The sequence below is a fragment of the Nocardia sp. NPDC056064 genome, assembly GCF_042266925.1.
Taxonomy (GTDB): domain Bacteria; phylum Actinomycetota; class Actinomycetes; order Mycobacteriales; family Mycobacteriaceae; genus Nocardia.
On sequence record NZ_JBHJWO010000001.1, the window covers coordinates 1,524,015 to 1,544,828 of the forward strand.

Sequence of the window (20,814 nt, forward strand, 5' to 3'; positions counted from 1 at the left end):
CGCTCCTCACCTGTAGCGGATTCGTTCCGACCGTTCCCAGACTAGTAGCCACCTGGCCGTTCACGTCAGCAGAACCGAGCTGCGTGAGGACCGCCAGCTGCCTATGGACCACCCAGAGTAAAGGGCAGAGCGATCGTGCATGACCGCTCTGCCCCAAACGTCGGATTCGCCACAGCCAGTGGCGAATCCGGCTGTTACGCGTCGTCGAGAAGTTCCGCGGTCACCGCCGACTCGGTGTCGGGGATGCCGAGGTCCTTGGCCCGGCGATCAGCCATCGACAGCAGCCGACGGATCCGGCCCGCGACCGCGTCCTTGGTCATCGGCGGGTCGGCGAGCTGCCCGAGTTCCTCGAGCGAGGCCTGCCGGTGCTGCACGCGCAGCTTGCCCGCCGCGGCGAGATGGTCGGGCACGTCGTCGGCCAGGATCTCGAGCGCCCGCTCCACCCTGGCCGCGGCGGCGACGGCCGCGCGCGCCGAGCGGCGCAGGTTGGCGTCGTCGAAGTTGGCCAGCCGGTTGGCGGTGGCGCGCACCTCGCGGCGCATCCGCCGTTCCTCCCAGGTCAGACGCGTGTCCTGGGCGCCCATCCGGGTGAGCAGGGCGCCGATGGCCTCGCCGTCGCGCACCACCACCCGGTCGGTGCCGCGCACCTCGCGGGCCTTGGCGGTGATCCCGAGCCGCCGCGCCGCGCCGACCAGCGCCAGCGCCGCCTCCGGACCGGGGCAACTCACCTCGAGGGCCGAGGACCGTCCCGGCTCGGTGAGCGACCCGTGCGCCAGAAACGCGCCACGCCAGGCGGCTTCGGCGTCACCGATGCTGCCGCCGACCACCTGGGCGGGTAGTCCGCGCACCGGCCTGCCGCGCACGTCGAGCAGGCCGGTCTGGCGCGCCAGCGCCTCGCCCTCCTTCGACACCCGCACCACGTAACGGGAGGTCTTGCGCAGCCCGCCCGCACCCAGCACGTGCACATCGGAGCCGTAACCGTAGAGCTCGAAGATCTCCCGGCGCAGTCGCCGCGCGATGGACCCCATGTCCACTTCGGCTTCCACGATCACCCGGCCCCCCACGATGTGCAGGCCACCGGCGAACCGCAGCAACGCCGACAACTCCGCTTTGCGCGAGCTGACCTGCGACACCACGAGCCTGCTCAGCTCGTCCTTCACCTCGGCTGTCATCGCCACGAGACGCGCTCCTTTCCCACCGACCCGGAACGCACATCCGATCCCGTGTGCCGTCCCTCGACTCGAAGCCCTGCCAGTTGCGGCCGCGGCGACCGGATCACCTGATCCAGTGCGGCGGCAAGTTTTCCGGGATGATGCCGATCCGTTCCCGGCTCGGCGACATCGCAGAACGTTACCCGTGCGCGCAACTGTTCGGCGGCTCTTGCCACATGTTCCCGTTGCCGCCCCTCGGGCACCGACGCCGAGTCGACAAGCACGTCATCGACCGCGAAATCCGGTGCGTGCTGGGACAATACATGCAGATGACGCTCCGCGGAAAAGCCGGCGGTCTCCCCCGGCTCCGCGGCCAGATTCAGTACGAGTACCTTGCGCGCCGCGGTGCGCACCAGGGCGTCCCGCAGCTGCGGCACCAGGACATGCGGGATGACGCTGGTGAACCACGAACCCGGGCCCAGCACAACGACATCCGCGTGCTCGATGGCCGCGGTGGCCTCCGGACCGGCAGGCGGATCGGACGGAATCAGCCGCACCCGCCGGACCTTACCCGGCGTGGTGGCCACCGCAACCTGACCGCGCACGCGCCGGCCGATCCGTGGATCCGATTCCAGCCCGGACACTTCGGCCTCGATGTCGAGCGGAATCGGCGACATCGGCAGCACCCGGCCGGTGATCCGCAGCAGCGAACCCACCGCGTCCAGCGCGGCGACCGGGTCACCGAGGACATCGGTGAGCCCGGCCAGGATCAGATTGCCCACCGAGTGCCCGGCCAGCGCCCCGGTGCCGCCGAAGCGGTGCTGCACGGTGGTGGTCCAGACCCCGTCGGTGTCCTCGGACAGCGCGGCCAGCGCCATCCGCAGGTCACCGGGTGGGAGCATGCCGAGTTCGCCGCGCAGCCTGCCCGACGACCCGCCGTCGTCGGCGACGGTGACCACGGCGGTGATCTGCCTGGTCAGCCTGCGCACCGCGGTCAGTGTCGCGTACAGCCCGTGTCCGCCGCCCAGCGCGACGACGGCTGGGTCGGTGTCGTCTCCACTCATTCGCGCCCCAGATCCCGATGTACCACGCGCACGACGTCGACCGCTGTGTGCGCGGTGTCGTCGCCGATACGCTCGCCGAGCGCCTCGGCGATCGCGACGCTGCGATGCCTACCGCCGGTGCAGCCCACTGCCACCGTCATGTATCGCTTCCCCTCTTGGCGGTATCCCGTCGTGGTCAGGTCGACCAGGTGCTCGCCGGTTCGCAGGTAGTCCTGCGCACCCGGCCTCGACAACACGTAGTCGCTGACCACCGATTCCTGTCCGGTGTGTTCCCGCAGTTCGGGAATCCAATGCGGATTGGGCAGAAATCGCACGTCCAGCACCATGTCGGCGTCGAGGGGAACACCGTACTTGAAGCCGAACGATTGCACCGTCAGTTGCAGTGCCGCTGGCGCGCCAGCCCCGTAGGCCTCTTCCAGCTTGCGGTGCAGCTGGTGGATCGAGAGCTCGGTGGTGTCGATGACCAGGTCGGCGGCGGCCTTGACCGACGACAGCCGGACCCGCTCGGCGGTGATACCGGCCGAGAGCGTGCCGTCGGGGCTGTCGCTCTGCAGCGGATGCCTGCGCCTGGCGAACCCGAAGCGCCGGATCAGCACGTCGTCGGAGGCCTCGAGGAACAGCACACGTGTGCGGATGCCCGCCGCGCGCAGCTGCTCGGTGACACCGGACAGCTCACCGGTGAAGAACCGGCTGCGCACGTCCATGACCAGGGCCAGCCGCCGGATCGGCGGGTCTGCCGCGGCGCCGAGCTCGATCATCCGCCCGATCAGTTCGGGCGGTAGGTTGTCGGTCACGTACCAGCCGAGATCCTCCAATACGCGCGCGGCGGTGCCGCGGCCCGCGCCGGACAAGCCGGTCACGATGACCACTTCTACTGGTTGCTGTGTGTCGGTGACCGGCCCGCTCTGTCCGGGTGCCGCCCCCGAGCTGTTGTTCGATTCGACGCGTGTCATGTCCTACCGGATCCGTTTCTGGGTGCCTTTCGATCATCCCGCACCGGTTCGGGTATCGGGCGCAGACACACAACGTACGGCACTCGCAATATTGCGTGACGGTGGTGCGCCCGGCCCGGCTACGGGGAATTGAGCGCTTCGAGCACCGCTTTCGCGGTGGAGACCCCGATGCCGGGCACGGATGTGATCTCGTCGACAGTCGCGTCCTTTATCCGCGCGACCGAGCCGAAGTGGGTGACCAGCGCGGTGCGCCTGGCCTCGCCGAGCCCGCGCACCGAGTCCAGCGCCGAGGCCGTCATCCGCCGGGAGCGCTTGCTGCGGTGGAAGGTGATGGCGAAGCGGTGGGCCTCGTCGCGCACGCGTTGCAGCAGGTAGAGGGCCTCGCTGTTGCGCGGCATGATCACCGGATCGGCCTCGCCGGGAACCCACACCTCCTCCAGGCGCTTGGCCAGGCCGATCACGGCGACATCGGTGATGCCGAGCTCGTCGAGTACCTCGGCGGCCGCGGCGACCTGGGGTGCGCCGCCGTCGACGACGTAGAGGTTCGGCGGATAGGCGAAGCGGCGCGGTCTGCCGGTGGTCGGGTCGATGCCGGGGCGTGAGGCGGGCTCGTCGGTCTCGTCGGGTTCGACGTCGACGGGCTGCTGCCTGTCGCGGGCGAGCCTGGCGAAACGGCGGCGGGTCACCTCGGCGATGCTGGCGACGTCGTCGGAGCGACCGTCCCCCGCGGCCTCCTTGATGGCGTAGTGGCGGTAGTCGGATTTGCGGGCCAGGCCGTCCTCGAAGACCACCAGCGAGGCGACCACGTCGGTGCCCTGGACGTGGCTGATGTCGACGCATTCGATCCGCAGTGGCGCGCTGTCGAGTTCGAGCGCGTCCTGGATGTCCTGCAGCGCTTGCGATCTGGAGGTGAGGTCGCCCGCGCGCTTGAGCTTGTGCTGGGCCAGGGCCTCGCCCGCGTTGCGCTGGACGGTCTCGGCCAGGGCTTTCTTGTCACCGCGCTGGGGCACGCGCAGCGAGACCGCGGCACCGCGCAGCTCGCTGAGCCAATCCTGGATCTCGGCGGCGTCGGCGGGCAGTTCCGGGACGAGCACCTCGCGCGGGACCACCACGACGGCGTCGCTCTCGGTGTTCTGCTCGGCCAGGGCGGCCTGCTCGCCGTAGAACTGGGTGAGGAACTGTTCGACCAGCGCGGCCAGTTCGGTGCCGGATTCGGCGACGTCGAGCGCGTCACCGGATTTGTCGACCACCCAGCCGCGCTGGCCACGCACCCGGCCGTCGCGGACATGGAAGATCTGCACCGCGGCTTCCAGCTCGTCGGTGGCGAAGGCGATGACATCGGCGTCGGTACCGGTGCCGAGTACAACGGCCTGCTTCTCCAGTGCCCGGCGCAGGGCCTGGACGTCGTCGCGCAGGCGGGCCGCGGTCTCGAAGTCCAGGTCGTCGGCGGCCTCGTGCATGCGCCGTTCCAGCGCGCGCACCATCTTGTCGGTCCTGCCGGAGAGGAAGTCGCAGAAGTCGTCGACGATCTGCCGGTGCTCGGCGGCGTCGACCCGGCCGACGCACGGGGCCGAGCACTTGTCGATGTAGCCGAGCAGGCAGGGGCGCCCGATCTGGCTGTGCCGCTTGAAGACTCCGTTGGAACAGGTGCGCGCGGGGAACACCCGCAGCAGCAGGTCGAGGGTCTCGCGGATGGCCCAGGCGTGGGCGTAGGGGCCGAAGTAGCGCACGCCCTTCTTCCGGGCGCCGCGGTAGACGAACAGCCGCGGATACTCCTCGTTCAGCGTCACCGCCAGGACGGGGTAGGTCTTGTCGTCGCGGTAGCGGACGTTGAAGCGCGGATCGAATTCCTTGATCCAGTTGTACTCGAGCTGCAGCGCCTCCACCTCGGTGGAGACCACGGTCCACTCGACGGCGGCGGCGGTGGTCACCATCTGCTTGGTGCGCGGGTGCAGGGACAGCACGTCGGCGAAGTAGGAGTTCAGCCTGCTGCGCAGGCTCTTGGCCTTGCCGACGTAGATGACCCGCCCGTGCGCGTCCCGGAACTTGTAGACACCGGGTTCGACGGGAATGGTGCCCGGCGCCGGCCGGTACGTCGCGGGATCTGCCACTCGTCAAGACTATCGACCCCGTCCGACAGAACCCATCGAGCCGAGCGGACGGGCCCGTGTACCGTAAATGTCCGGATTCCGATCCGGGGTGCGCTCCGGACCCGCACGGAAAGGACGTCCGATGACCTCCCCGGTAGTACCGCCGCCCGCCGCCGACTTCGACGACGACACCCCTCCGCCCTGGCTGCCGCCCGGCACGGTGCGCGGCGCCCGGGTCATCGCCGGGGTCTCCGCCGCCGTCGGGGTCGTGCTGATCGCGATCACGCTGGCCCTGGGCACCGGTGACTCGCTCGTCCCGTTGCTCGCGGGATACCTGCCGACCTTCGCGCTGGTACCGCTGATCCTGCTGTTCGGGCGCGGTGGCGACCGGGTCCGGCAGGCCGCGGTGGGTGTGGCGGCGCTCGGCGCGCTGGTGTCGTGCACCGGCATTCTCACCGGGCTGCCGCCGGGCGCGGTCGGGATCGTCGCCGATGGCGCGATCGCCGCGCTGCTGCTGCGGCCCTCGGCACGCGCGTGGTTCACCCGGCAGCGCTGAACCCCCGCTGTCCCGCCGCCGGGCGCGCTCAGCCGGTGGTGACGATGCCGTGGGTGGCGAGCGCCTCGACGAGGGCGCGTGGCCGGTCGGCGGTGGGGAGCGGGTCGACGAGGGCGAAGCGCGCGCCGAGCGCGGTGGCGCCGCCGTCGGCCTCGGCGCTGTCCCCGACCATGAGTACCCGCGCGGGATCGGCCCCGAGCCGGTCGATGGCGTCGCGGAAGATGCGCGCGTCGGGTTTGACGGCGCCGATCTCGTAGGACAGGGTCATCGCGCCGATCAGGTCGTCCCAGCCGTGCCGGGTGAAGGCGGGGCGGATGTCGAAGGCGATATTACTGACGACGCCCACCGGAATACCCTGGGCCGACAGGGCTTTCAGGACCGTGCCGGTGTCGGGGTACGGCGTCCAGGCGAGCGGGTCGATGAGCCGTTCGTAGAGGCGGGCCGCCTGGGTCTCGGGGACGCCGGAGCCGCGCAGCACCTCGAGGTAGGCGTGGCGGTGCAGCGCGGGGTCCAGGTCGCGATGGTCCCAGGCATGCTGGCCCACGGCGTCGAAGGTCATGAACTGCTCGACCGGGGCCGTCATCCGGCGCAGCACTTCGGCTTTGGCGGCCACGTCGAAGGGGATGCCGTCGTCGTCGACGAGTTCGTCGGCCCAGGTCCGGTCCTCCTCCAGCCGGAAGATCGTGCCGGAGAAGTCGAACAGCACCGCGTCCACCGCCATCTGGTCAGGGTAGCGAGAACCGGCCGGTCGCGGCCCGGAAAGCGTTACGCTGCCAGGATGACGCCAAGGCGACAGACGTGGATCGGGGCCGCGGCGGCCGGAGTCCTCACGATGGGCCTGCTCACGGGCTGCGGGTCCGGCGACACCGCCGCCGCCGAGTGCGCGAGCACCCCGAACGGCACCCCGGTCACGGCGGCCCCGGCGACCTCGGGCCCGGCGACCTCGCAGAACCTCAGCCTCGAGCCCGAGATCGCCTCGGGCTACCGCTCCGGCATGACCGCCGTGCGGACCAGCACCTACGCCGTGTCCACAGCCAATCCGCTGGCCACCGAGGCCGCCTGCCGGGTGCTGCGCGCGGGCGGCACGGCCACCGACGCGCTGGTCACCGCCCAGGCGATGCTCGGACTGGTCGAACCGCAGGCCTCCGGGCTGGGCGGCGGCGCGTTCCTGGTCCACTACGACGCCGCCACCCGCACGGTCGAGGCCTACGACGGCCGCGAGACGGCACCCGCCGCCGCGACCGAGAACTATCTGCGCTGGGTCAGCGACACCGACCGCACCGAACCGGCACCGAACACCCGTGCCAGCGGCCGCTCGATCGGTGTCCCCGGCGTGCTGCGCATGCTCGAACTCGCCCATCGCGAACACGGCTCGACCGCCTGGAAGGAACTGTTCGATCCGGCGATCCAGCTGGCCGACAACGGTTTCGAGATCAGCCCCCGGCTGGCGGGCCAGATCGCCGAATCGGCGCGCGACCTCGCCGCCGACGAGGGCGCGCGCGGCTACTTCCTCGAAACCGACGGCGCCCCCAAGAAAGCGGGCACCGTACTCACCAATCCGGCACTGGCCAAGACGCTGGGCGCGGTCGCCACCGACGGCGCCGGGGCCTTCTACACCGGCGCGATCGCCCAGGCCATCGTCGAGTCGGCGGGCAGCACGGCAGGCGGGCGTACCCCGAGCCTGCTCACCACCACCGATCTGGCGAACTACGAGGCGAAGAAGCGCACCGCGCTGTGCACCGGCTACCGCGCCTACGAGCTGTGCGGCATGCCCGCACCGTCCTCCGGCGGCACCACGGTGGCGGCGACCCTCGGCATCCTGGCCAACTTCGACCTGGCCGCACTGCGCCCCACCGACATCGACGCCGACGGCGGTGTGCCCGACGCGCGGGCGGTGCACTTGATCTCCGAGGCCGAACGGCTGGCCTACGCCGACCGCAACAAGTACGTCGCCGACCCGGATTTCGTTCCGCTGCCGGGCAATTCGGCGCTGTCGCTGGTGCACCCGCAGTACCTGAAGCAGCGGTCGACCCTCATCGACCCGCAGCGCAGTATGGGCACGGCGAAGCCGGGTGATCTGGGCCCGGTGCCGCTGGGCAACGGTCCGCAGCCGCCCGAGCACGGCACCAGCCACATCTCGGTGGTCGACAAATACGGCAATGCCGCGGCGATGACCACCACCGTCGAGTCGGCGTTCGGCTCGTTCCACTTCGTCGACGGGTTCCTGCTCAACAACCAGCTCACCGACTTCGCGGCCGACCCGGTCGACGCCGACGGCACCCCGGTCGCCAACCGGCTGCAGCCGGGCAAACGCCCGCGCAGTTCGATGGCGCCCACCCTGGTGTTCGGTCGCGACGAGCAGGGCAATCGCGGCGGGCTCGCCCTGGTGACCGGCTCGCCCGGTGGCGCGGTGATCATCCAGTTCGTGGTGAAGACGCTGGTCAACATTCTCGACTGGAAGCTCGACCCGCAGCAGGCGGTCTCGGGGGTGTCCTTCGGCGCGGGCAATACCCCGGTCACCGGAGTCGGCGGCGAACATCCCGCGGTCGACGCCTCCGACAACGGCGACCACGACGCGCTGGTCCAGCAGTTGCGGGCGATGGGACACGAGGTGTCGGTGGCGCCGCAGTCCAGCGGGCTCAGTGCCATTCAGCGGGACGGCACCGACGGCTGGGTCGGCGGCGCGGACCCGCGCCGGGAGGGCGCTGTCCTCGGCGACACCCGCTAGCGGTCAGTCCCCGGCGGTGTAGTGGGCGCCCAGTTCGCGCAGGCGCTCGATGGCGTCGGCGGCGTGCGCCTTGTCGTTGGACCGGATGGCCAGCATGGGCACGTAGTCGTCGTCGGCCAGTTCGAGCCGGGCCCAGGACTTGCGGTCGGGGAACGACGCGCCACGCACATAGGCCCACGGGTATTCGTGGTCGCCCAGGATATTGCGCACCGACACGCCCCGCGCGCCCGCGCGCACCCGCGGCCGGGTGAGCAGCAGCACCGCACCGGCACCGAGCACGCCGATCAGGATCATCGCGACCTGATCGGCGACCCGGAAGTTCACCCCGGTCGAGCCGGTGCGCAGCAGCAGGCCACCGGCGGTGAAGGCGACGACGATGACGATCGCGACGACCACGGCGGTCCGGACGGCCCGGCGGGGCCGCACCTCGAACTCCCAGTCCGGCCCGGGTCCCGGTGCATCCGCACCCCGGCGCCAGGTCCGCACCACCGGCACGGTCACGCCGATCGCAGCGCGCGCAGGGTGAGCGCGGCGTCGAGAGCGGCGGCGCAGGCCTGCTCGCCCTTGTCCTCCGAGGACCCCGGCAGCCCGGCCCGGTCACGGGCCTGCTGCTCGTCGTTGGTGGTGAGCACGCCATTGGTGACAGGAGTGGCCGCATCGAGCGACACCCGGGTCAGGCCGGCGGTCACCGCGTCACACACGTACTCGAAATGCGGTGTGCCACCGCGGATCACGACACCGAGCGCGACGACGGCGTCGTGCGTGCGGGCCAGCTCCTGAGCCACCACCGGCAGCTCCATCGCCCCGGCGCAGCGCACCACGGTCACCTGCTCGACACCGGCTTCCTTCGCCACCCGTTCGGCGTTGGCGACCAGGGTGTCGCAGATCTCGGTGTGCCAGCGCGAGGCGACGATGCCGAGCTTGACGTCTCTGGCCTGTGCCAGCGCGAAGGACGGGACACCGGTGCCGCTCATCGTTGCTGCCTTTCGGAGGAGTCGGAACAGATCACTGCGCGGTCTCGCCGAGATCGAGATCGTCCAGGCCGACCAGGTCGTGGCCCATCCGGTCCCGCTTGGTGCGCAGGTAGTGCAGGTTCTCGGCATTGGCGCGCAACGGCATCGGCACCCGCTCGGTGATCCGCAGCCCGTAGCCGTCGAGGCCGACGCGCTTGGCCGGGTTGTTGGTGAGCAGGCGCATGGACCGGATGCCGAGGTCCACCAGGATCTGGGCGCCGGTGCCGTAGTCGCGGGCGTCGGCGGGCAGACCGAGGTCGAGGTTGGCGTCGACGGTGTCGCGGCCGGTGTCCTGCAACTGGTAGGCCTGCAGCTTGTGCATCAGACCGATGCCACGGCCCTCGTGACCGCGCATGTACAGCACCACACCACGGCCCTCGCGGTCCACCATCTCCAGCGCGGCATCGAGCTGCGGGCCGCAGTCGCAGCGCAGCGAACCGAACACGTCACCGGTCAGGCACTCCGAGTGCACGCGCACCAGCACGTCCTCGCCGTCGCCGATGTCGCCGCGCACCAGCGCGACATGCTCGGCCTCCTCGAAGACGCTCTGGTACCCGACGGCCTTGAAGTCGCCGTGCGCGGTGGGGATACGCGCCTCGGCCACCCGGGTGACGTGCTTCTCGTGCTTGCGGCGCCAGGCGATCATGTCGGCGATCGAGATCATCGCCAGATCGTGCTCGTCGGCGAAGACCCGCAGCTCGTCGGTGCGGGCCATGTGCCCGTCGTCCTTCTGGCTGACGATCTCGCAGATCACGCCGGCGGGCCGCAGCCCGGCCATCCTGGCCAGGTCCACGGCGGCCTCGGTATGGCCGGGACGACGCAGCACGCCGCCGTCCTTGGCGCGCAGCGGCACCACGTGCCCGGGCCGGGTGAACTCGTCGGCCTTGGCCTCGGCACTGGCCAGCAGCCGCATGGTGACCGCACGGTCCGCGCCGGAGATACCGGTGGTGATGCCCTCGCGGGCGTCCACGGAGACGGTGTAGGCGGTGCCGTGCTTGTCCTGGTTCATCGCGTACGCGGGCGGCAGGCCCAGGCGGTCGCAATCGTCACCGGTGAGCGGCACACAGATGTAGCCCGAGGTGTAGCGGATCATGAACGCGACCAGCTCCGGGGTGGCCTTCTCGGCCGCGAAGATGAGATCGCCTTCGTTTTCCCGGTCCTCGTCGTCGACGACGACAACAGCCTTGCCGGCCGCGATATCGGCGACCGCGCGCTCGATGCTGTCCAACCTGGTCACGTCTGCTTGCTCCGTATTCTTGGCGGCCGGGGCCGCGGGTTTCTCGGCCCTGGGGGCCTCGATCTTCCCTCCCGCCGGGTACTCCTTCGTCGCACCCTCTGGTCAGTCCAGATCGAGGCGGCCGAGAAACTCCTTGGGGATGGTATCGACTTCTACAGTACGGCTCACGGTCCGTGGTTCCGAGGACCGGCCGCCGTCTGTTCGCTCACCCTCGCTGGGCCAGCCGTTCGACGTACTTGGCGATCACGTCGACCTCGAGATTCACGGTGGTGCCGACCGGGGCGGTGCCCAGCACGGTCAGGGCCAGGGTGGTCGGGATGAGCGAGACCTCGAACCAGTCGCGGTTGCCGTCGGCGGCCGGTTCGTCGTCGCGGCCGAGACCGGAGACGGTGAGGGAGACGCCGTCGACGGTGATCGAGCCCTTCTCCACCACGTAGCGGGCGATGGCGTCGGGCAGCGAGATCCGCACGACCTCCCAGTTCTCCGAGGGGGTGCGCGCGAGCACGGTGCCGGTGCCGTCGACGTGGCCCTGCACGAGGTGTCCGCCGAGGCGGCTGTTCAGGGCGGCGGCCCGCTCGAGGTTGACCCGGGAGCCGGTGGTCAGGGCGCCGATGCTGGACCGGTTCAGGGTCTCGGCCATGACGTCGACGGTGAAGCTGTCGCCGTCGATCACGTCGACCACGGTCAGGCACACACCGTTGACGGCGATCGAATCCCCGTGTCCGGCATCGGAAGTCACCAGCTTGCCGCGGATCGTCAAGCGGGCGGCGTCGGCCAGCTGCTCGGTGGCCACGATCTCGCCCAGCTCTTCGACGATCCCTGTGAACATGCCTGACTCCCTGTGTCGCGTGGTTCGTACCCATCGGGCCCAACAGCAGCCGGACGACCGCTATTCCCGGCGGCGCCCGTTCGTCGCACAGCCTAGTAGCGGGGCGGGTGAGGCCCGGCAGCGGACCGGGCCGAATCGGACCACGGGCACGCCACGGTCACCGGAAGCGAACGCGGGCGCATCGAACAGGCATCGAAAACATGACGACATGAAGAAATTCCGCCGTTTGAAAATTCGGCGGTCTGCATTCTTTCCAATTTTCGGCGAACCGGTCCGGTAATTCTTCGGCGGCCTTAGCCTGGAAATACCCGCCGGTCATCGACCCGAAACACGGTGATTCGAATGCTTGCGCCCATCGAGGCATTGAAGCAAGATTGTTATGTCACCGATTCCAGCTGTTCAACTTGCACTGAGGCACTGGTCGGCGGCCTGATCGACCCAGAGAAAGTCCATCACTCCAGGAAGTCGGTCACCACTGTGGGTCACACCAGTTCCGAAACATGTGGGGGTGCCGCGTGAGCACGATCGTCGATTCCACGCTGGAAATCCGGTGCGTCCGATACCGGCGCGAATTCCACCTTCCGGCGACCATCGATCCCGATTCCCGGCGCATTCTGCTACCGATCGGCGCGCACCACGGCGCGGTCACCATGCCCGGCGATCTGGGCGAGCGGGTACACGCCCGGCTCACGGCCGAGGGCGTCGCCGGGCCGGTCGTCGCGCACCCGCGGGCCCGCCGCTGGACCTTCCTCACCGGCCCGTGCCACCTGGAGGACCTCGACCCCACCGAGTCGGCCGAACTGTTCCGCCTCTACGCCACCGTCGCCTGCCACGGCAGCCGGATCGTGCTGCCCTCGCCCGACGACGAGCGCACCGGCTACCGCACCTGGGTCCAGGCGCCCGCGGCCGAGGACCGGCGCCCGCCGCTGGACGCGGTGATCGAGGCGGCGCGGGCCCTGGGCACACCCAGAACCCGCACCCCGTGAGCGAATTCGCGCGTCAGCGCAGCCAGGCCGCCGTCGCCATGTTCCGCAGGGTCTGCACGGCGGCACCGGGATCGGCGGTGTTGTAGACCGCCGACCCGGCGACGAAACAGTCGATGCCTGCGGCGGCGGCCTGTTCGATGGTGTCGGTGTTGATGCCACCGTCGATCTCCACCACCAGGCGCAGCTCGCCCGCGTCGACGAGGTTGCGCACGATGCGCGCCTTCTCCAGCACGCTCGCGATGAACGACTGCCCGCCGAAACCGGGTTCCACGCTCATCACCAGCAGGGTGTCGAAATCGCGCAGGATCTCCAGGTACGGCTCGATCGGGGTGTTCGGCTTCACCGACAGCCCGGCCTTGGCGCCCGCGGCCCGGATGTCGCGGGCCACCGCGATCGGGTCGTCGGTGGCCTCGGCGTGGAAGGTGACGTTGTAGGCGCCCGCCTCGGCGTAGCCGGGGGCCCAGCGGCCCGGATCGTCGATCATCAGGTGGCAGTCGAACGGGATGTCGGTGGCCTTCAGCAGGCTCTGCACCACGGGCAGGCCCAGTGTGAGGTTCGGCACGAAATGGCCGTCCATGACGTCGACATGGAGCCAGTCGGACCCCTCGACGGCGGCGGCCTCGGCGGCCAGATTCGCGAAGTCCGCAGACAGGATGGACGGGGCGATCATCGGCTGGGCGGGACGGGAGAACGTCGGTGTGGACACAGCGGGCAAGTGTAGCGACCAAATGGTGATTGCCCTGTGGGGATGTGGGTAGCCTGCATAGGGTGACCAATATTTCGGCGGAACAAGGGCTGCACAGCGCCCCGGTGGAGATTCGCGTGGCAGCATCGCTGACTCAGCTGCCCATCCTGCGCGGGCTGGCCGAAACCCTGGTCCTACTCAGTGATTTCACCCTCGACGAGGTCGCCGATGTGCGCCTTGCCGTCGACGAGGTGTGCTCGACCCTGATCGCGATCGCCGCCCCCGATTCGCACCTGACCTGCGAATTCCTGGTGGGCGACAGCGAACTGCGGGTGCGCGTCGACGGGATCGCCGCCACCGAGGGCATGCCCGATCAGCGCAGCTTCGGCTGGCACGTGCTGCGCACGCTCAGCGACGAAGTGACCGCCGAGCAGCAGGGATTCGACGCGACCGTGGCCGGGTTCCCGACGTCTGTCCGAATCCGTCGGGTGCGGGGGAAGGCGTAGTGCACGGCGAGAACGACACCGAAGACCAGCCCGACCAGCAAACACCTGACAACCCCGCCGAGACGAAACCCACCGACGAGGCCGCCGAGACCCCGGCCGAGGAGCCGGTGGAACCGGTCTCGGGCTACGACGACGTCAGCGGGCTGTTCGAGCGGCTGGCGGCGACCGAACCGGGCAGCGTCGAGCAGGCGATCGCGCGGGACGCGCTGATCAACCGCTGCATTCCGCTGGCCGACCACATCGCCCGCAAGTTCAGTGGGCGCGGGGAGCCGTTCGACGATCTGTCGCAGGTCGCGCGGGTGGGTCTGGTGCACGCGGTGGACCGGTTCGATCTGAGCCGCGGCTCGAACTTCCTGTCGTTCGCGGTGCCGACCATCATGGGTGAGGTCCGGCGGTACTTCCGCGACAACACCTGGGCGATGCGGGTCCCGCGCCGGGTCAAGGAGACGCATCTGCGGATCGGATCGGCGGTGGATCAGCTCTCGCAGCGGCTGGGCCGCGCGCCGACGGCCAAGGAGATCGCGGCCGAGCTCGAGGTCGATCCCGACGAGGTCACCCAGGCCGTCATCGCGGGCAACGCCTACCAGCCCACCTCGATCGACGCGGCCTCGGTCGGCCGCGACAACGACGCCTCGCTGCTGGACACCCTCGGCGAGGAAGAGGCCCAGTTCGACCGGGTCGAGGAGTACATCGCCGTGCGGCCGCTGCTGGCGGGGTTACCCGAACGCGAACGCCGCATCCTGACCATGCGTTTCTTCGAGTCGATGACGCAGACCCAGATCGCCGCGCAGCTGGGCATCTCCCAGATGCACGTCTCCCGGATCCTCGCGAAAACCCTTGCCCGCCTGCGGGAACTCTCCGAGCGGGACTGATGCCGCCGGGACAACGGTGTCCCTACGCGCGGGTCCGCTCGCGCCGCAGCCGCGCCGGAGCGCGCAGCCACCAGGCGCTGTCGAGCAGCTCGCCGAGCTGCACCGGGTCGACCGTGGTGAGGTCGATCAGGATGTACGGATGCCCGTCGTAGTGCGCGGTGGTGTAGAACGCCGGGTCGCCGGAGGCCAGCAGGGCCTGCTTCTCGGCCGGTTCGCACAGCAGTGCCAGGCCGCCTTCCGCCTCGACCCGTAGCCGGGCGAACCCCTTCCCCGCGACTTTCAGTCCGGGAGTGCGCCACCAGGTGCCTTCTTCGACCTCCGGCAGTGCGGTCGCCGCCGCCACCACTTCTTCCCATGTCATCGCCATGTCTCGATTCTGCGCCCGTGCGTGGGGCCGGCGCTTGGACGGATGTCACCTGCCCCACGCACGAGCCCGCGCGCTAGTGCGCCGGTTTGCGCAGGGCCGCGAGGAACATGGCGTCGGTGCCGTGGCGGTGCGGCCAGAGCTGGGCCGACGGGCCGTCGCCGAGGTCGGTGACGCCGGGCAGGTACTCGCGGGTGTCGAGCTGTTCGGCACCGCAGCGGCGGGCGAAATCGCCGACGACGCCGACGGTCTCGGCCAGGTGCGGGGAACAGGTCGAGTAGACCACGACCCCGCCGGGGCGCAGCAGGTCCCAGGCGGCGGTGAGGAGTTCGCGCTGCAGGGTGACCAGTTCCGGCACGTCGGCCGGAGTGCGGCGCCAGCGGGATTCGGGACGGCGGCGCAGGGCGCCCAGGCCGGTGCACGGGGCGTCGACGAGGATGCGGTCGTAGCCGGGGGTCAGGCCGGTGTCGCGGCCGTCGGCGACGTGCACCGTGACGGGCAGGCCCCGGGTGGAGTTGCGCACCAGGTCGGCACGGTGTTCGGCCGGTTCGACGGCGTCGACGGTGAACAGGTCGATGGCGGCGAGCGCCCCCAGCAGCGCGGCCTTGCCGCCCGGACCGGCGCACAGGTCCAGCCAGCGGCCCTGGTCGGGGCCGGTCAGCGGGGCGCGAGTGAGCGCGAGGGCGACCAGCTGGCTGCCCTCGTCCTGCACGGCGGCGATGCCTTCGCGCACCGGTTCCAGCTGCCCGGGGTCGCCGCCGTCGAGGTACACCGCGTACGGGGACCAGCGCCCCTCCTCACCGCCGGTGACCAGGGACAGTTCCTCGGCGGTGATCTCGCCGGGCCGGGCGACCAGGTGCACCACCGGGCGCTCGTCGTCGGCGGCCAGCAGGTCACCGAGTTCGCCCGCCTGCGCGCCGAGCGCGTCGGCGAAGGACTGGGCGATCCAGGTCGGGTGCGCGTACTCGAAGGCGAGCTTGCCGACCGGGTCGGCGGGTGCCAGCTCGGCCACCCATTCCTCGGCCGTGCGCTCCCCCGCCCGGCGCAGGACGGCGTTCACGAAACCGGCACGGCCCTGGCCGAATTCGGCCCTCGCGAGGTCGACAGAGGTGTCGACGGCGGCGTGCGCGCCGGTGCGGGTGCGCAGCAGCTGGTAGACACCGAGCCGCAGGATGTCCAGGATCGGCCCGTCGATCTCGGCCACCGGCCTGCCCGCGCACGCCGCGATCACGGCGTCGAGCTGCCCCTGCGACCGGCACGCACCGTAGGTGAGCTCGGTCGCGAACGCGGCATCGCGCCCACTGATCTTGCGCTCCCGCAACAACTTCGGCAGCACCAGGTTCGCGTAGGCGTCCCGCTCCCGCACCGCCCGCAACACATCCAGCGCGACCTCACGCGCCGGATCGCCGCTCTCGCGACGCTTGCGCGGACTGGGCACACTCGGATCGACCCGCTCACCGCGCCCGCGCTGCCCGCCGGTCCTGCCCCCGCGCGCATCGTCGCCACGACGTCCCCCACCGGACCTCGCACCACCGCGCGATTCGCCGGTCCGGGCACCACCGGCTCCCGCGTCACCGCGCGATTCTCCGGCCCGGCCACCACCAGTTCCCGCGCCACCGCGCGCATCGCCCGATCCGGCGCCGCCACGCCGATCGACGCCGCGGTCACCGCGCGCATCGCCGGACCCGGCGGCGCGCCGGACCTCGCTCTCGGCACGCCCGCGCGGCGTGCTGTCGCCGTGCCGACGTGAATCTCCTTGGCGCGAAGCATGATCCGCGTCCCCACGGTCACTACTGGACCACTCGTCGCTTCGCCGCGACCCACCGCCGAGCCGGTCACCGGTCGTGCGGCCGCCGCCGGAATCGTCACGACGCCGGTCGTCGGCGCGGCGGCCCCGTGCGGGCACGCGATCGTCCGCCGGACGGCCCGCGGCGGGACGGCCGGAGCCGCTGGTCCCGCGATGGTCATCGTCTTGGCGCCTGTTGTCGTTGCGGGCCGAGCGGCCGGAGCCTGTTGTCCCGCGACGGTCGTCGCCCTGGCGCCTGTCGCCGTCGCGGCCGGAGCCTGCCGTCCCGCGACGGTCGTCGCCTTGGCGTCTGTCGTCGTCGCGGCGCCACTGGCGGGCGGGCAGGCGGTCGCCGCCGCGGTCATCCGACCAGCGCGGGCGCTGGGGGGAGTCGTCGTCGCGGGGTGGGCGGGTCCATTGGTTGGCGCGGGTGGCGCCGTCGCGTTGGGGGCGGCGGTCGTCGTCGCGGGGGGTGGCGGAGTTTCTGGTGTCGCGGCCCTTGGCGGCGCGGGCTGCCCAGCCGCCGTCGATGTTCTTGCCGGTGACCTTGCGGTCCTCGCGGGGGGTGGCGCCGCTGCGCTGGTCGGCTTCGCGGCGACGGCGGCGATCGGAGGCGCTCATCCGAGCACCGTGCCCTCGGCGAGGCGGGCGCCGCGGGCCCAGTCGAGGGCGTTCATCATCTTCTTGCCGGGCGGCTGGACCTGGCCGAGGCGGACCGCCGTGGTCGATGTGCCGACGAAGACGCCGGACTTGCGCACCTCGATCACGCGTTCGGGCAAGGTTTCCTCCACGAGTTCCACCGGGCCGAGTTTCAGGCGCAGCCCGTTCACCTCGGTCCAGGCTCCGGGCGCCGGGGTGACGGCGCGGATGCGGCGGTGCAGGGACAACGCGGGTTCGTCGAACCCGATCCGCCCCGCCTCCACGGTGACCTTCGGCGCGTACGATACGCCCTCGGTGGACTGCGGGATCGCCTGCAGCGTCCCGTCTTCCACGCCGTCGAGGGTTTTCTCCAGCAGCACCGCGCCCGCCTCGGCGAGCCGGGCCAGCAGTTCACCGGCGGTGTCGGTGTGGCCGACCTGTTCGGTCATCACGCCGTACACCGGGCCGGTGTCCAGGCCCGCCTCGATGAGAAAGGTCGACGCGCCGGTGATCTCGTCACCGGCGGTGATGGCCGCCTGCACCGGCGCGGCACCGCGCCAGACGGGCAGCAGCGAGAAGTGCAGGTTGATCCAGCCGTGGGTGGGGATGTCGAGCACCTGCTGGGGCAGCAGCGCGCCGTAGGCGACCACGGGACAGCAGTCCGGCGCCAATTCGGTGAGCGCGGCGACGAATTCGGGCTCGCTCGGCTTGCGGGGGGTGAGCACGGGGATGCCGTGCTCGTCGGCGAGCTGACCCACCGGCGAACGCATGACCTTGCGGCCCCGGCCCGCGACCGCGTCGGGCCGGGTGACCACGGCGACCACTTCGTGGCGCGGGCTCGCCAGGAGCGCGCGCAGGGACGGCACGGCCGGTTCGGGTGTGCCGGCGAAGACGACGCGCATCAGCGGCCACCGCCGACACCGCTGGACTCGCGCACGGTGACACCGGCCCGGAACCAGTCGGATTCGCGGATGGTCCGCATGGCGGCCTTGCGGTCACCGGGCTCGAGCTTGCTCACGAACAGCACGCCGTCGAGGTGGTCGGTCTCGTGCTGCACGCAGCGCGCGAGCAGCCCCTCGGCCTCGAATTCGACCGGCGCACCGGCACTGTCGACGCCGGTGACCCGCACGCGCTCGGCGCGGCGCACGTCGTAGCGCACACCGGGGATCGACAGGCAGCCCTCGGGACCGACCTGTTCCTCGGTGCCCACCGCGGACCATTCCGGATTCACCACGTGCCCCGCGGCGTCGCCGGTGTCGTAGACGAACACCCGCAGCCCGACCCCGATCTGCGGCGCGGCCATCCCGACCCCGCCGTCGTCGTGCATGGTCTCGGTGAGGTCGGCGATCAACTGCGCGAGTTCCGCGCCGAACTCGGTGACCGCGTCGGCACGCGAACGCAGAATCGGATCGCCGAACAGGCGAACGGGCTGAATGGTCACGGCGGCTCCCGGATCGACGATGTGCGGTCGTCCCATTCTACGGAGCGCCCCGGCGCGCTCCCGCCCGCCGTGTCCGGTGCGGCCCTCAGGAGTTCCCGGCGATGATGACCTGCGGAATCCCGGTACCCAGCGGCACCGCCGAGCACACCGGCGCCGGCGCGCCGACGGGATCGAGCACGCGCTGGAGCAACTGCTGTACGAACGGGTCGTAGACCATGTGGAAGTGCCCGGTCAGATCGTCGGCGCACAGGTCCTGCACGACGAGGTTCTCCGCGCCCGGCCCGTGCAGGGCGATGTTGTCGAACGGTTGGATCATCTCGTCGACCCGGCTGCCGACGGTGACGTAGCGGACCCCGGGCACCGTGTCACCGCCCGCGTTCAGCTCCACCATCAGCGGTTCGCCCTGGGCCTGCTGGACCGCCGCGGTCGAGGTCACCTTCGCGTAGACGTCCATCAGCCCCGGCACCGCCTGCCCCACCGGCACCAGGCCGTACATGACGCCGCCGTAGCTGGGCGAGGCCAGCCCGACCCAGGTGCCGACCTTCGGCGCACCGCCGAGCTTGTTGATGTAGAACCGGCTGACGGTCGCGCCCTGCGAGAAGCCGACCAGGTCCACCTTCGCCGCGCCGGTCGCGGCGAGCACGTCGTCGACGAAGCCGGCGAGCTGAGCGAAGCTGACCCGCATGTCCTCGGTGCCGTAGGTGTCGGCGCCGGGCGCCCCGCCGTAGTTCAGCGCGAAGACGCAGTAGCCGGCCGACACGAGTTGCGGGCCGATGCCCGCCCAGTCGGAGTACGCGCTGGAATCGGTACCGTGGACGAGCACGATCGGCCGGGGGTGTTCGGCGCCGGGAACGCAGCCGAAGTCGTTGACGCCCACCGGAACCGCGTTCGGATGGGTGTCGAGATAGCGTGCGGCGGCCAGGTGGTCCGATTGCGGCGGACCGGGCTCGCTCGGCACGATCGCGGGCCGGTAGCCCGCGGGTTCACCGGCGGCGATCGGCGCGAAAACGACACCGATCGCCGCCGTACAGGCCAGTGCCGTGACCGACACCGCCCTGCGCGCCTGTGATGCTCCCCAACCCCACACACCTCGCGGCTGTTCCATATCCCAAAGATTTACTCCTCCGGACCGGAAAGCGCACGTCGACCAGGGGGTTCACCACGCCCTCACTTCTCGGGGGTTGTGGCGTCACCGGGGGTCACATCGTCCTCGGCGAGGATGCGGTACAGGGCCCGGCGGGTCTCGGTGAGCACCTCGGCGGCCTTGGCCGCCTGCTCGGCCGTACCGACCTGGGCGACCTGCCCGACCGCGCCCATCACCTGTCCGACCAGACCGCGCAGATCCAGCGCCTGGGCGCCGACATCCTGTGCGACCTCGGCCCACGGGTCGCCGAGCTCGGCGCGCTGCGCCTCGACATAGGCCTTGCCCTCTTCGGTGAGCTGGGCGGTCTTGCGACCGGACACCTTCTCGATGAGCACCAGGCCCTCGTCCTCGAGCTGGGCCAACGCGGGGTAGATCGAGCCGGGGCTCGGGCGCCAGACGTCGTCGCTGCGGTCGCGGATCTGCTGGATGAGCTCGTAGCCGTGCATGGGCCGGTCCTCGAGCAGCAGCAGGACCGCGGCGCGCACGTCACCGCGCCTGCCCCGCCCGCCGCGACCGCGGCCGCGACCGAAGCCCGGCCCGAAACCCGGGCCGAATCCGGGACCGAAGCCCGGCCCGAACTCGGGACCGTGGCCGTGGCGTCCACCGCGGCGGAACTCCCGCCGGTCGGGACCGAATTCCGGGTGGCCGGGTCCACGACCGCGACCGAAGTGTCCGAATTCTCGCTGTTCTTGGTTACGCATAACTGCCTCCTCAGGCATTGCCGTTGTTCTTGACAGTATCAACGATATATCGGCAATGCATCGAAGGCA

Annotated in this window: 21 protein-coding genes; 5 read left to right on the plus strand and 16 right to left on the minus strand. The window is 70.8% G+C overall.

The genetic code is table 11. The features are described from left to right. Positions 1-194: 194 nt before the first annotated feature. From whiA to uvrC, 4 genes are all read right to left on the minus strand, one after another. Entirely contained in the window at positions 195-1,178 is a 984-nt protein-coding gene (gene whiA, locus ACFC06_RS06995) for a DNA-binding protein WhiA (protein ID WP_278264272.1), read from the minus strand. Further along, positions 1,169-2,215, minus strand: coding sequence for a uridine diphosphate-N-acetylglucosamine-binding protein YvcK (gene yvcK / locus ACFC06_RS07000; RefSeq protein WP_375928685.1), 1,047 nt, complete (start codon positions 2,213-2,215; stop codon positions 1,169-1,171). The genes whiA and yvcK overlap by 10 nt, the downstream gene beginning before the upstream one ends. Then, on the minus strand, positions 2,212-3,168 hold the full coding sequence (rapZ, locus tag ACFC06_RS07005; protein WP_375928687.1) for an RNase adapter RapZ: 957 nt from the start codon (positions 3,166-3,168) through the stop codon (positions 2,212-2,214). Before rapZ ends, yvcK begins: the two co-directional genes overlap by 4 nt. A 119-nt stretch (positions 3,169-3,287) precedes the next feature. Then, the gene (uvrC, locus tag ACFC06_RS07010) at positions 3,288-5,279 is read right to left on the minus strand and encodes an excinuclease ABC subunit UvrC (protein ID WP_375928689.1); all 1,992 of its coding nucleotides are present in this window, start codon (positions 5,277-5,279) and stop codon (positions 3,288-3,290) included. A 121-nt stretch (positions 5,280-5,400) separates the two neighbouring features. Between uvrC and ACFC06_RS07015 the strand changes: the two genes are divergently transcribed. Next, a complete protein-coding gene (locus tag ACFC06_RS07015; RefSeq protein WP_375928691.1) occupies positions 5,401-5,814 on the plus strand; it encodes a hypothetical protein in 414 nt (137 codons plus the stop codon). A gap of 28 nt (positions 5,815-5,842) precedes the next feature. Here ACFC06_RS07015 and ACFC06_RS07020 read toward each other — a convergent pair whose 3' ends face one another. Further along, entirely contained in the window at positions 5,843-6,535 is a 693-nt protein-coding gene (locus ACFC06_RS07020; protein WP_375928693.1) for an HAD family hydrolase, read from the minus strand. Positions 6,536-6,592: 57 nt separating this feature from the next. Here ACFC06_RS07020 and ggt point away from each other — a divergent pair, with 57 nt between their 5' ends. Further along, positions 6,593-8,542 carry a gamma-glutamyltransferase gene (gene ggt, locus ACFC06_RS07025; protein ID WP_375928695.1) on the plus strand — a complete coding sequence of 650 codons (1,950 nt, stop codon included), beginning with the start codon at positions 6,593-6,595 and terminating at the stop codon, positions 8,540-8,542. A 3-nt stretch (positions 8,543-8,545) separates the two neighbouring features. Here the strand turns inward: ggt and ACFC06_RS07030 are convergent, their stop codons facing one another. From ACFC06_RS07030 to ACFC06_RS07045, 4 genes are all read right to left on the minus strand, one after another. Continuing rightward, positions 8,546-9,037 (minus strand): PH domain-containing protein, encoded by a 492-nt coding sequence (locus ACFC06_RS07030; RefSeq protein ID WP_375935245.1) that lies wholly within the window; start codon positions 9,035-9,037, stop codon positions 8,546-8,548. 2 nt (positions 9,038-9,039) lie between these two features. After that, positions 9,040-9,516 carry a 6,7-dimethyl-8-ribityllumazine synthase gene (ribH, locus tag ACFC06_RS07035; protein WP_375928697.1) on the minus strand — a complete coding sequence of 159 codons (477 nt, stop codon included), beginning with the start codon at positions 9,514-9,516 and terminating at the stop codon, positions 9,040-9,042. A gap of 31 nt (positions 9,517-9,547) precedes the next feature. Beyond that, the gene (locus tag ACFC06_RS07040) at positions 9,548-10,792 is read right to left on the minus strand and encodes a bifunctional 3,4-dihydroxy-2-butanone-4-phosphate synthase/GTP cyclohydrolase II (RefSeq protein WP_336083983.1); all 1,245 of its coding nucleotides are present in this window, start codon (positions 10,790-10,792) and stop codon (positions 9,548-9,550) included. Between the two features lie 205 nt (positions 10,793-10,997). Then, positions 10,998-11,621, minus strand: coding sequence for a riboflavin synthase (locus ACFC06_RS07045; protein ID WP_375928700.1), 624 nt, complete (start codon positions 11,619-11,621; stop codon positions 10,998-11,000). 515 nt (positions 11,622-12,136) lie between these two features. Between ACFC06_RS07045 and ACFC06_RS07050 the strand changes: the two genes are divergently transcribed. After that, positions 12,137-12,607 (plus strand): hypothetical protein, encoded by a 471-nt coding sequence (locus ACFC06_RS07050; RefSeq protein WP_375928702.1) that lies wholly within the window; start codon positions 12,137-12,139, stop codon positions 12,605-12,607. A gap of 13 nt (positions 12,608-12,620) precedes the next feature. On the opposite strand, the gene rpe is transcribed toward ACFC06_RS07050, so the two are convergent. Beyond that, the gene (gene rpe, locus ACFC06_RS07055; RefSeq protein ID WP_375935248.1) at positions 12,621-13,277 is read right to left on the minus strand and encodes a ribulose-phosphate 3-epimerase; all 657 of its coding nucleotides are present in this window, start codon (positions 13,275-13,277) and stop codon (positions 12,621-12,623) included. Between the two features lie 98 nt (positions 13,278-13,375). Here rpe and ACFC06_RS07060 point away from each other — a divergent pair, with 98 nt between their 5' ends. Both ACFC06_RS07060 and ACFC06_RS07065 read left to right on the plus strand, forming a co-directional pair. Further along, positions 13,376-13,798: an anti-sigma factor gene (locus ACFC06_RS07060; RefSeq protein ID WP_375928704.1), complete on the plus strand. Its 423-nt coding sequence runs from the start codon at positions 13,376-13,378 to the stop codon at positions 13,796-13,798. Then, positions 13,798-14,670 carry a SigB/SigF/SigG family RNA polymerase sigma factor gene (locus ACFC06_RS07065; RefSeq protein ID WP_375928706.1) on the plus strand — a complete coding sequence of 291 codons (873 nt, stop codon included), beginning with the start codon at positions 13,798-13,800 and terminating at the stop codon, positions 14,668-14,670. The genes ACFC06_RS07060 and ACFC06_RS07065 overlap by 1 nt, the downstream gene beginning before the upstream one ends. Before the next feature lie 22 nt (positions 14,671-14,692). Here ACFC06_RS07065 and ACFC06_RS07070 read toward each other — a convergent pair whose 3' ends face one another. The 6 genes from ACFC06_RS07070 to ACFC06_RS07095 form a co-directional block, all read right to left on the minus strand. Then, positions 14,693-15,037, minus strand: a complete 345-nt coding sequence (locus ACFC06_RS07070) for an MmcQ/YjbR family DNA-binding protein (protein ID WP_375928708.1) — start codon at positions 15,035-15,037, stop codon at positions 14,693-14,695. 73 nt (positions 15,038-15,110) lie between these two features. Further along, positions 15,111-16,472 carry an RsmB/NOP family class I SAM-dependent RNA methyltransferase gene (locus ACFC06_RS07075; RefSeq protein ID WP_375935251.1) on the minus strand — a complete coding sequence of 454 codons (1,362 nt, stop codon included), beginning with the start codon at positions 16,470-16,472 and terminating at the stop codon, positions 15,111-15,113. A gap of 965 nt (positions 16,473-17,437) precedes the next feature. Then, entirely contained in the window at positions 17,438-18,361 is a 924-nt protein-coding gene (fmt, locus tag ACFC06_RS07080) for a methionyl-tRNA formyltransferase (protein WP_375928710.1), read from the minus strand. Continuing rightward, positions 18,361-18,900: a peptide deformylase gene (def, locus tag ACFC06_RS07085; protein WP_375928712.1), complete on the minus strand. Its 540-nt coding sequence runs from the start codon at positions 18,898-18,900 to the stop codon at positions 18,361-18,363. The genes fmt and def overlap by 1 nt, the downstream gene beginning before the upstream one ends. An 85-nt stretch (positions 18,901-18,985) precedes the next feature. Then, positions 18,986-19,951 (minus strand): esterase/lipase family protein, encoded by a 966-nt coding sequence (locus ACFC06_RS07090; protein WP_375928714.1) that lies wholly within the window; start codon positions 19,949-19,951, stop codon positions 18,986-18,988. A 116-nt stretch (positions 19,952-20,067) separates the two neighbouring features. Beyond that, on the minus strand, positions 20,068-20,745 hold the full coding sequence (locus ACFC06_RS07095) for a PadR family transcriptional regulator (protein ID WP_375928716.1): 678 nt from the start codon (positions 20,743-20,745) through the stop codon (positions 20,068-20,070). Positions 20,746-20,814 lie beyond the last annotated feature (69 nt).

What these genes read in the sequence shown, in the direction of transcription:
- yvcK (WP_375928685.1), bottom strand. Translation starts at nt 2,215, where the DNA reads ATGAGTGGAGACGACACCGACCCAGCCGTCGTCGCGCTGGGCGGCGGA.
- rapZ (WP_375928687.1), bottom strand. Translation starts at nt 3,168, where the DNA reads ATGACACGCGTCGAATCGAACAACAGCTCGGGGGCGGCACCCGGACAG.
- ACFC06_RS07015 (WP_375928691.1), top strand. Translation starts at nt 5,401, where the DNA reads ATGACCTCCCCGGTAGTACCGCCGCCCGCCGCCGACTTCGACGACGAC.
- ACFC06_RS07020 (WP_375928693.1), bottom strand. Translation starts at nt 6,535, where the DNA reads ATGGCGGTGGACGCGGTGCTGTTCGACTTCTCCGGCACGATCTTCCGG.
- ggt (WP_375928695.1), top strand. Translation starts at nt 6,593, where the DNA reads ATGACGCCAAGGCGACAGACGTGGATCGGGGCCGCGGCGGCCGGAGTC.
- ribH (WP_375928697.1), bottom strand. Translation starts at nt 9,516, where the DNA reads ATGAGCGGCACCGGTGTCCCGTCCTTCGCGCTGGCACAGGCCAGAGAC.
- ACFC06_RS07045 (WP_375928700.1), bottom strand. Translation starts at nt 11,621, where the DNA reads ATGTTCACAGGGATCGTCGAAGAGCTGGGCGAGATCGTGGCCACCGAG.
- rpe (WP_375935248.1), bottom strand. Translation starts at nt 13,277, where the DNA reads ATGATCGCCCCGTCCATCCTGTCTGCGGACTTCGCGAATCTGGCCGCC.
- ACFC06_RS07070 (WP_375928708.1), bottom strand. Translation starts at nt 15,037, where the DNA reads ATGGCGATGACATGGGAAGAAGTGGTGGCGGCGGCGACCGCACTGCCG.
- fmt (WP_375928710.1), bottom strand. Translation starts at nt 18,361, where the DNA reads ATGCGCGTCGTCTTCGCCGGCACACCCGAACCGGCCGTGCCGTCCCTG.
- ACFC06_RS07095 (WP_375928716.1), bottom strand. Translation starts at nt 20,745, where the DNA reads ATGCGTAACCAAGAACAGCGAGAATTCGGACACTTCGGTCGCGGTCGT.